Here is a 7,635-nt window from a genome sequence, read left to right as displayed (position 1 = left end):
CCCCCCCCCCCCCCCCCCCCCCCCCCCCCCCCCCGCCCCCCCCCCCCCCCCCCCCCCCCCCCCCCCCCCCCCCCCCCGCTACCGGAATTCATCAGGTGCCCCGCGGCTTCGCCCGGTGCGTGGCGGTCGCCGTCCACGGGTCCTCCGGCCACGGATGGCGCGGGTAGCGGCCCTTCATTTCCTTCTTCACCTCGGCATAGGTGTTTTCCCAGAAATTGCGAAGGTCCTGGGTGACCTGCAGCGGGCGGCCACCGGGCGACAGCAGGTGCAGGGTCAGCGGCACGCGGCCATCGGCGATGCACGGGGTGTCGGCCAGGCCGAACAGTTCCTGCAGCTTCACCGCCAGCACCGGCGGCAGCGGTTCACCGCTCTCGCTGTCCAGCGCGTAGCTGATCGATCGCTCCAGACCCGAGGGCACGGTGATGCGGATCGGCGCATGGCGCTCCACCAGCTGCCGCTGCGACCATTCCAGTGGCGACTTCAGTGCTTCACCGAAGCTGCCCTCGTCCAGGGCATCCAGCCGCGTCTTGCCGGCGAAGGCCGGCTGCAGCCATTGCGCGCGCGTGGCGAGCAGGGCGCAGTCGCTGCAGTCGGGCAGGCCGAGTTCGGGCATCCAGCGGCGCAGCGATTCCACCCGCGCCTGCCACTGGCGCAGCCCCTCGGTCCACGGCAGCGCGGACAGGCCGAGTTCGGCCACCGCATCGGTCAGTGCCTGCGCGGCATGCTGCGGATCGACGCGGCCGGCCGAGCGGCTGTCCAGCACGATACGGTCGAAGCGCGTCTCGCGCAGGGCCACCAGGGCGCGGCGCTCGCTGTCCCAGCGCACGGTGTCCTCGGTGACGAAGCGCTGCGGCCATGCCGCGCGCAACGCGTTTTCATCCACGGGCGCGGCGCGCAGCAGCAGGGCATCGCGTGCTTCATAGCGCAGCTCGCTGACCACCAGCCACGGCTCGCCGCGCAGGTCGCTCAGTTCATGCAGGCGCGCGCTGCGGCCGTTGGCCAGCAGGTAGCGCAGCGGATCGCTGGGGTGCTGGAAGCCGATGCGGTCGGGGAAGGCGTGGGCCAGCAGATCACCCAGTTCATGCGCTTCGATGCTGCTGGGCGGCGTGGCGTCGCAGCGCAGGCGTCGGCGCCACTGCTTGGCGGCGGCATCGATGGCGGCCAGTCCGCTGCGGTTGGCATCGGACGGCGCACGACCATTGCGGAATGCCGCCAGTGCACGCCAGCGCGCGGCCAGCGCATCGCCGCCCTGGCGCAGCGGATCGCGTGCTTCCAGCAGTGCGGCCAGATCGGCGGCCAGCGCTTGTGCGCGCGCATCGGGCGCGGCCAGCAGCATCGCCGCCATGCGCGGGTGGGTGCCCAGCGCCAGTACGCGGCGACCGAGTGCGGTGATCGCGCCGGTGTCCGACAGTGCGCCCAGGCGCTGCAGCAGTTCGCGTGCGGCGGCCATCGGGCCGGACGGCGGCGGATCGAGGAAACGCAGGTCGCTGCTGCCCCAGGCCGCCAGTTCCAGTGCCAGCCCGGCCAGTTCCACCTGGTCGATCTCGGCGCGGCGCTGCGGCTCCAGCCGCTGCGACTGCGGCCACAGCCGCCACGCCACGCCCTCGGCCACGCGTCCGGCACGGCCGGCGCGCTGGTCGGCCGAGGCCTGGGCGATGGCCACCACGTCCAGCCGGGTGAAGCCGCTGTTGGGATCGTAGCGCGGCTCGCGCGCCTGGCCGCTGTCGATCACCACGCGCACGCCGGGCAGGGTCACCGAGGATTCGGCCACGTTGGTGGCCAGCACCACGCGGCGGCGGCCATCGCTGGCGACCTGCAGCACGCGTGCCTGCTGTTCCACCGGCAGCTCGCCGTGCAGCGCCAGCACCTCGACGCTGCCGTCCAGCGATTCCTGCAGGCCCGCCTGCACGCGCGCGATCTCGCGCTGGCCGGGCAGGAACACCAGCAGGTCGCCGGGATGATCGGCCAGAGCCTGCTGCACCGCGCGGCGCACCTGCAGTTCCAGCGCCTCATCGCGGCGCGCCGGAAAATGGCTGACCGCCACCGGGTAGCTGCGGCCTTCGCTGCTCAGGCGCGGCGCATCGAGGAAGCGGGCAAGCCGCTCGCCATCCAGCGTGGCCGACATCACCACCAGCCGCAGGTCGTCGCGCAGCTGCGCCTGCACGTCCAGCGCCAGGGCCAGGCCGAGGTCGCCACTGAGGTGGCGCTCATGGAATTCATCGAACAGGATCGCGCCGACCGTTTCCAGCATCGGGTCATCCTGCAGCATGCGGGTCAGGATGCCTTCGGTGACCACTTCAATGCGGGTGCGCGCGGAGACCTTGTTCTCGAAGCGGATGCGGTAGCCGACGGTGCCGCCCACCTCTTCGCCCAGCTGCCGCGCCATGAACAGTGCGGCGCTGCGTGCGGCCACCCGGCGCGGTTCCAGCAGGATGATCCTGCGGTCCTGCAGCCACCGCGCATCGAGCAGGGCCAGCGGCACCTGGGTGGTCTTGCCGGCACCGGGCGGAGCTTCCAGCACCAGCCGCGGCTGCGCGGCCAGGTGCTGCTGGATCTGCGGCAGCAGCGGGGAAATCGGGAAGAGCGGGGCGTTCATGTGCAAAGGATAAGGGGCCATGGCCGGCGCGGGTACAATGCGCGGGCACTTTTCCCCCGCGATGACCATGCACCTGATCGATATCGGCGCCAACCTGACCCACGACTCCTTCGACCGCGACCGCGATGCCGTCCTGGACCGCGCACGGCAGGCCGGCGTGGTGCAGATGGTCATCACCGGTGCCAGCCGCGAGCACTCGCCGCTGGCCGTGCAGCTGGCCCAGCAGCATCCGGGTTTCCTGTACGCCACCGCGGGCGTGCACCCGCACCACGCGGTGGAATACACCGAGGAATGCGACGCCGAAATGCGCGCGCTGCATGCGCACCCGGACGTGGTGGCGGTGGGCGAGTGCGGGCTGGATTACTTCCGTGATTTCTCGCCGCGCCCGGCCCAGCACCGCGCTTTCGAGCGCCAGCTGCAGCTGGCCGCGGACAATGGCAAGCCGCTGTTCCTGCACCAGCGCGATGCGCATGCCGATTTCATGGCGCAGATGAAGAACTTCGAAGGCCGCCTCGGCCCGGCGGTGGTGCATTGCTTCACCGGCGAACGTGACGAGCTGTTCGATTACCTGGACCAGGACTGGTACATCGGCATCACCGGCTGGCTGTGCGACGAGCGCCGTGGCGCGCACCTGCGCGAACTGGTGAAGAACATCCCGGCCAACCGCCTGATGATCGAGACCGACGCGCCGTACCTGCTGCCGCGTACGCTGAAGCCGATGCCGAAGGACCGCCGCAACGAACCGATGTTCCTCTCGCACATCGTCGAGGAACTGGCCCGCGATCGTGGCGAAGACGTGGCCGTGACCGCGGCCAATGCCACCGCCGCGACGCGCACGTTCTTCCGCCTGCCCGACGCGGGTTGATCCTGTAGAGCCGAGCCCATGCTCGGCTGCCGCAAGCCGAGCATGGGCTCGGCTCTACAAGAGCGGTGGACACAGGACGGTAGCGCCGAGCCACGCCCGGCGAGCACAGCGGTGGGAATCAGACGTCGCGCGGTAGCGCCGGGCCATGCCCGGCGAGCGAAGCGGCCAGCTCCTCCAGCCCCTCCCGATACGTCGCAAACTTCGGCGCCCACGCCAGCGCTTCGCGCGTACCGCAGCTGTCGACGCGCTTGCTGCTGGCGTAGAAGCGCCGCAGCGTTGCGCTCACCGCCGGGTCATCCCAGGCCACTGCCGGTGGCAGCGCGAACCCACCGAGCCGTGCGGCATAGGCCAGCACATCCTGCGGTGGCGCCGGTTCGTCATCGGCAGGCAAGTACAGGCCATCCCGCGTGGGCCGCTGCATCGCCGCGATGACCACCGCCGACAGATCCTCCACATGCAGCCGGTTGAACACCAGCCCGGGCCGTACGACATGGCGCGCGCGGCGCTCGGCCAACTGCAGCAGCGCATTGCGGCCAGGGCCATACAGGCCCGGCAGACGGAACACCGCCGAGGCGATACCACGCGCGTCGGCCAGGGCCCGCCACTGCGTTTCGGCCAGGCGGCGCTGCACGCCAGCGGTTTCGCTGGCATCGGCCTCGCTGTTCTCGTCCACCCAGCCACCGCCACGATCGGCATAGACCGAAGTCGAGGATAGATAGCCCACCCAACGCAGCGCCGTACTGGCCTGCAGCGCAGGCAGCAGCTGGCGCAGTGCAGGGTCGCCCTGTGCATCCGGCGGCACGCTGCACAGCACCGCCTGCGCCTGTGCGATGGCCTCCAGCAACGCCACTGACGGCGCGGCATCGGCATGCAGGCGGTGCCGCTGCAGTCCATCGTCGGCTGTCGACGACGGATCGCGCACCGTGCCCGACACCTGTACGCCACGCGCCTGCAGCTGCGCGGCGAGTACGCGCCCACTCCAGCCCAGGCCGAGGATCAGCACCGGCGACGGCAGTGGCGCGGGCGATGCCATCACGCGCTGCGCTGCGACTGGTAGGCCTGCAGGCTGCTGTAGGCGACCTGCAGCAGCAGTGCTTCCTGCTCGGCCTTGCGTGCGCGCACCAGCATGTCACCGACGATGTGCGCCGCTTCCACCTGCTGGCCGGCTTCCAGATCGCGCAGCATCGAGGCTTTCAGTGCAGAACCGGCCTGGCTCAGGGTGCCGCGCGCGGTATCCTGCGCGGCCTGCGGCACCGGCTCACCGGCCGCCTCGGCTACGGCCAGGCACTCGTCGTACAGGCCGCGCACGATGGCCTCGCCATCATCGGTGGCGACGATCGTGCCGATGTCCGCGCGCAGCAGGCAGGTAGCCGCTGCGAGCGCGGTCAGGAAGGTGTACTTGATCCACTGCTCCTGGCCGATCTGCTCGCTGGCCAGGTGGTCCAGGTTGGCCTGCGCACAGGCAGCGGCGAAGGCACGCACGCGGTCGGAGATCGCACCACCGTCGCGCTCGCCGAAGGTCAGCTTGGCGGGCTTGCCCAGGTGCAGCACCGCGCCGTCGGGCGCCTTGGTGGCGCTGATGAAGCACAGGCCGCCGAGCACGGCCTCACGGCCGAAGCGTGCATCCAGCGCGCCGTAGTGGTGCAGGCCGTTGAGAATGGGCAGCACGCTGGTGTGGGCGCCCACCGCCGGTGCGATCGCATCGATCGAACTGTCCAGGTCGTAGGCCTTGCAGCTGAGGATGACCAGGTCGAAGGGCTGCTGCGCGGCAAGCGCGGGCAGGGCATCGGCAGTGACGTGCTGTACCGGGAAGCTGGCGTCGCCTACGGGGCTGCGGATGACCAGGCCATCGCGGTCCAGCTGGCTGGCGCGGGTCGGGCGGACCAGGAAGGTCACGTCCACGCCGGCCTGCGCGAGGCGGCCGCCGAAGTAACCGCCGGTACCACCGGCGCCGAGAATCAGGATGCGCATTGCACGTTCACCGTTTTCCGGGGGAGTGTTCGACCCCCGATTGTGCCGGAGATTGCAGGCAAAAAAAGAGCCGAGCATAGGCTATGCCGGTCGTCCTGACCGGCACCCTTCGGGCCGTCGCACGCAACGTTGGCAGCGGCTCCTGCCGCTGCCTTCGGCTCTACAGGTTTACGCCTCATCCTGGCCACCGGCCAACTGTCGAAGGCGGGGTGGGTCCGGTTGAGGGGGTGTGAGCGGCATGGATGGCGTGACCAAGCCCCCATGGATGGGTCTACGGCGTCCCCCTCAACCGGACCCACCCCGCCAACCCACGGATACCCAGCTTCTGACGTTGACGTTGCTCCGGCTTGCAGCGGGTGCAGGGCCGCAGGCCCTGCAGGCAACCCTCAGCTGCGCATGCCCACGCCACGGCGCAGCAGCCACAGCGCCAGCCCCGTCAGCACCACCACGAAGCCGAGCATCAGCGCATAGGCCACCCACACCGGCACGTCGCTGCTGCCCAGCAGGCCGTAGCGGAACGCATTGACCATGTAGAAGATCGGGTTGGCGTGCGTGGCCGCCTCGGCCCAGCCCGGCAGCAGCTTCACCGAATAGAACACGCCGCCCAGGTAGGTCAGCGGGGTCAGGATGAAGGTCGGCACGATCGCCACGTCATCGAACTTCTTGGCGTACACCGCGTTGATGAAGCCGGCCAGCGAGAAGATCGTCGCGCCCAGGATCACCGTGGTCAGCGTCACCAGCGGGTGCGGGATGCGCACCGGGGTGAAGAACATGGCGATGATGAGCACGATGACGCCCACCATCAGGCCGCGCAGCACCGCACCGGCCACGTAGCCCCACAGGATCACCCAGTTCGGCATCGGGCTCACCAGCAGTTCTTCCACGTGGCGGCCGAACTTGGCGCCGAAGAACGAGGAGCTGATGTTTCCGTAGCTGTTCTGGATCACGCTCATCATCACCAGGCCCGGCACGATGAACTGCATGTAGCTGTAACCGCCCATGTCACCCACGCGCGAACCGATCAGGCCGCCGAAGATGAGGAAGTACAGGGTCATGGTGATCGCCGGCGGCACCAGGGTCTGGCCCCAGATGCGCAGGATGCGCGCCACTTCGCGGCGCACGATGGTCATCAGGGCGATGCGGTTGCGCTGGGCGTCGGTGATCGGCGCAGCGGGCGTATTCGGGGTGCCGCTCATGCGGAGGTCTCCTGGTTGCCGGTGAGGCGCACGAACAGTTCCTCCAGGCGGTTGCTCTTGGTACGCATCGAACGCACGCGGATGCCGGACGCGTTCAACGTGGCGAACACGCGGTTGAGGTCCATGGCGCGCGGCATGTCGATGTCCAGCGTGTGCGCATCCGGCGCGGTGAGGGTCGCGCCCTCGATCATCGGCAGCTGCGCGGGCAGGTCACCATCGATGTCCAGCAGGAAGCCTTCCACATCGAGTTTGGCCAGCAGGGTACGCATCGGGCCTTGGGTGACGATCTGGCCGTGGTTGATGATGGCCAGGTTGCGGCACAGGTACTCGGCCTCTTCCAGGTAGTGGGTGGTGAGGATGATCGTGGTGCCGGCGGCATTGATCTCCTTCAGCACCCGCCACATGTCGCGGCGGATCTCGATGTCCACGCCGGCGGTCGGCTCGTCGAGGATCAGCAGGCGCGGGCGGGTCATCATCGCGCGGGCGATCATCAGGCGGCGCTTCATGCCACCGGACAGGGTGCGGCTCATCACCTGCGCCTTTTCCCACAGGTGCGCGCGCTTCAGTTCCTCTTCGGCGCGCTTCTCCGCTTCCTCGCGGGCCACGCCATAGAAACCGGCGTAGTTGACCAGGATGTCGAAGGGCTTCTCGAACAGGTTGAAGTTGATTTCCTGCGGCACCAGGCCGATCAGGCGCATGGTGGCGCTGCGGTTGCGCACCAGGTCGCTGCCGAACACTTCCACCTGGCCCTCGCTGAGGTTGACCAGGGAGCTGATGATGCCGATCAGGGTGGACTTGCCAGCGCCGTTGGGGCCGAGCAGGGCGAAGAAATCGCCCGGGGCGACCTCCAGGGAAACCCCTTTCAGGGCCTGGGTGCCGTTGTCATAGGTCTTGCGCAGGTCGCGCACGCGCAGGGCGGGCGCCGTATCGTTCAGGGAAGCCAAGCTCGAAGCCTTCGCGCCCATGGGCTGGCGCTGGAGAGGGGCGGGGAGGGGCTATTATAGAAG

The 7,635-nt window shown here is 69.4% G+C and carries 6 protein-coding genes; 1 reads left to right on the top strand and 5 read right to left on the bottom strand.

Translation table 11 applies throughout. From position 1 onward, the window contains the following. Nucleotides 1-91: 91 nt before the first annotated feature. Nucleotides 92-2,596 (bottom strand): ATP-dependent helicase HrpB, encoded by a 2,505-nt coding sequence (gene hrpB / locus NQ204_RS15915; protein WP_256644371.1) that lies wholly within the window; start codon nucleotides 2,594-2,596, stop codon nucleotides 92-94. Nucleotides 2,597-2,663: 67 nt separating this feature from the next. Here hrpB and NQ204_RS15910 point away from each other — a divergent pair, with 67 nt between their 5' ends. Continuing rightward, complete coding sequence (locus tag NQ204_RS15910) at nucleotides 2,664-3,461, top strand: TatD family hydrolase (protein ID WP_116865451.1); 798 nt, start codon at nucleotides 2,664-2,666, stop codon at nucleotides 3,459-3,461. 118 nt (nucleotides 3,462-3,579) lie between these two features. Here NQ204_RS15910 and NQ204_RS15905 read toward each other — a convergent pair whose 3' ends face one another. The 4 genes from NQ204_RS15905 to NQ204_RS15890 all read right to left on the bottom strand — a co-directional run bounded on the left by NQ204_RS15905 (nucleotide 3,580) and on the right by NQ204_RS15890 (nucleotide 7,593). Further along, entirely contained in the window at nucleotides 3,580-4,494 is a 915-nt protein-coding gene (locus NQ204_RS15905; protein WP_256644370.1) for an NAD-dependent epimerase/dehydratase family protein, read from the bottom strand. Next, entirely contained in the window at nucleotides 4,494-5,432 is a 939-nt protein-coding gene (panE, locus tag NQ204_RS15900; protein WP_256644369.1) for a 2-dehydropantoate 2-reductase, read from the bottom strand. Before panE ends, NQ204_RS15905 begins: the two co-directional genes overlap by 1 nt. Before the next feature lie 386 nt (nucleotides 5,433-5,818). Continuing rightward, a complete protein-coding gene (locus NQ204_RS15895) occupies nucleotides 5,819-6,628 on the bottom strand; it encodes an ABC transporter permease (RefSeq protein WP_256644368.1) in 810 nt (269 codons plus the stop codon). Further along, nucleotides 6,625-7,593: an ABC transporter ATP-binding protein gene (locus tag NQ204_RS15890; RefSeq protein WP_165835748.1), complete on the bottom strand. Its 969-nt coding sequence runs from the start codon at nucleotides 7,591-7,593 to the stop codon at nucleotides 6,625-6,627. The genes NQ204_RS15895 and NQ204_RS15890 overlap by 4 nt, the downstream gene beginning before the upstream one ends. Between the last annotated feature and the right edge of the window lie 42 nt (nucleotides 7,594-7,635).

The organism is Stenotrophomonas testudinis (assembly GCF_024499815.1).
In the GTDB taxonomy this organism is placed as follows: domain Bacteria; phylum Pseudomonadota; class Gammaproteobacteria; order Xanthomonadales; family Xanthomonadaceae; genus Stenotrophomonas.
Note: the sequence above shows the minus strand (reverse complement) of the source record. Positions and strands in the feature narration are given on the sequence as shown.